The 644-nt window shown below is 65.7% G+C and carries 1 protein-coding gene; it reads right to left on the reverse strand.

Annotation, left to right across the window (positions count from 1 at the left end; genetic code table 11):
* Positions 1-353, reverse strand: a 353-nt coding sequence (locus L3K22_RS16645; RefSeq protein ID WP_373318081.1) for a transposase, incomplete at its 3' end; no start/stop codon positions are given.
* Positions 354-644: the final 291 nt, after the last annotated feature.

A 644-nucleotide genomic window follows, 5' to 3' on the forward strand; every position in this document is an offset into this window, starting at 1 on the left:
GCCTGGTAGAGGGTCTCGTGGCTGATCTGCATGTCCTCATCGTCCGGGAACAACCGCCGCAGACGCACGCTCACCTGCTGCGGAGACAGCTTCTGATCCAGCAGCGCCACGACCACCCGGCGCAGCAACGGCAGGGTCTCGAGCTTGAACGCCTTCGGACGCGCCCGGGCCTGATCAGCCCAGAACTGTGCCAGCGCGGCACTGTAATGAGCATCGTCATGGCCCCACCGGCCGTCCTCCGCGATCAGGCTGTGACGAGCGATCTCGCGGAACACGGTCGAGCGATGCACCCGCAGGCCAGACGCGATCTCGCCAGAACTGCGGCCCTGGACGATGCCCAGCTCGATGAGCACCCGGTCAGCGAGCTGGAGCCTACGCCCATGCCCCGATGCCGCGCCGAAACTCTCCGCAGACGGAGGGAGGATGACCGAGGACGAGGCGTGACTGCTGGGCATTCCGCGTTTGAGCATCACCCCAGCCTGCCGCAGCCACTTCCTCAGCCGGGAACAGCTCATACCTGCTTCTCGCGCAGCGACCATCGCCGGCTTCCCCGCTATGACTGTCTCGATGACCTCCGCTCGAAACGACGCAGACAACATCGGCAACTCCCTCCTCGGGAGTCGCACTCACCCATTGAAGCGGCC

It is taken from the genome of Brachybacterium atlanticum (assembly GCF_025669985.1).
Taxonomy (GTDB): Bacteria; Actinomycetota; Actinomycetes; order Actinomycetales; family Dermabacteraceae; genus Brachybacterium; species Brachybacterium conglomeratum.